General features: G+C 67.2%; 2 protein-coding genes. Both read left to right on the plus strand.

Features of this window, described 5'->3' with window-relative positions; translation table 11 throughout:
- The first annotated feature begins 29 nt into the window (after window positions 1-29).
- Entirely contained in the window at window positions 30-602 is a 573-nt protein-coding gene (locus tag A33M_RS21715) for a winged helix-turn-helix domain-containing protein (RefSeq protein WP_083850605.1), read from the plus strand.
- Window positions 599-1,237, plus strand: coding sequence for an IS630 family transposase (locus tag A33M_RS21720; RefSeq protein WP_157223625.1), 639 nt, complete (start codon window positions 599-601; stop codon window positions 1,235-1,237). The genes A33M_RS21715 and A33M_RS21720 overlap by 4 nt, the downstream gene beginning before the upstream one ends.
- The last annotated feature ends 50 nt before the right edge of the window (window positions 1,238-1,287 follow it).

Below are 1,287 nucleotides of genomic sequence, written 5' to 3' on the forward strand. Positions count from 1 at the left end.
GTAATACCAGCCGAACGAATTTCTGACTCGTGGGGGATTCCCTTCGCGGCGCGAAGCAGATTCTCTGGTCCTCGTGGGAGGACCAGATCATGCGGAACGGGCTGGCGATCAGAACGGACATCGAGGTCGGCGAGCTTCGGCGACATGCGCGGCTCGAAGCCGACGGGCGCGTGGCAGCGCGGCTCCTGGCCATCGCCAATGCCCTCTCCGGCATGAGCCGGCAGGCGGCGGCGGAGGCCGCGGGCATGGATCGCCAGACGCTGAGGGATTGGGTTCATCGCTTCAACGCCGACGGTATCGCCGGCCTTTCCGATCGGCCGCGATCCGGACGGCGCACACGGCTCGGCGAGGGCGAGCAGGCGGTCCTGAAGGCGATGATCCTGCGCGGCCCGGACCCCGAGACGGACGGCGTCTCGGCTTGGCGGGTCGCCGACGTCTGTCGCATCTGCTCGGAGCGGTTCGGGGTGGACTACACCGAGGCGGGCATGCTCCGGCTGATGAAGGGGCTCGACCTGTCGCACCAGAAGACCCGGCCCCGCCATCCGCAGTCCGACCCGGCGGCGCAACGGGACTTTCAAAAAGGGGGCTGGCGAGAGCGGTGAAGCGGATCGTCCGCCGCCACCGCGATGCCGACGTCCAACTCTGGTTCGAGGACGAAGCCCGGGTTGGCCAGAAGGGGCGAAACGCCCGCGTCTGGTACCAGAGAGGCCAGCGCCCGGTCGCCCCGACCGACAAGCGGTTCGAGTCGGTCTACATCTACGGCGCCGTCCGCCCCGGCACCGACGACGCCTTCGGCCTCGTCTTGCCTCACGCCGACACCGCGATGATGAGCCTCTTCCTCGACGCGTTCTCGGCCTCACTCGCCCCGAACGTCCACGCCATCCTCGTCATGGACAAGGCGGGCTGGCACGTGACCGGGCGGCTGAGGGTGCCGGCGAACGTCAGCCTCGTGCATCTGCCACCGTACTCGCCGGAACTGAACCCGGTCGAACGCGTCTGGCTCCACCTGAAGGAAAGATACCTCTCCCACCGCGTCTTCGCCGACGTGTCCGCGATCGTCGACGCCTGCGCCAAGGCTTGGAACGACCTTCTCGCCGAGAGGCGCGCGTCGCCAGCCTCACCGCATATCCCTACCTCAAACAGGTCAAAACTTCATGAGGCTGGTATCACGAGACCTGTGCGCGGGTTGTTGAATCGACTGATTCTTGGCGGTTTTCGCTGTCGACCGCGGAGATGAGGCGGATCGGCGGGCATGGTGGCCGTGCCAGGCTTGCTGGTTCGGCTCGG

The organism is Rhodovulum sp. PH10 (assembly GCF_000293785.1).
Lineage (GTDB): Bacteria > Pseudomonadota > Alphaproteobacteria > Rhizobiales > Xanthobacteraceae > Rhodoplanes.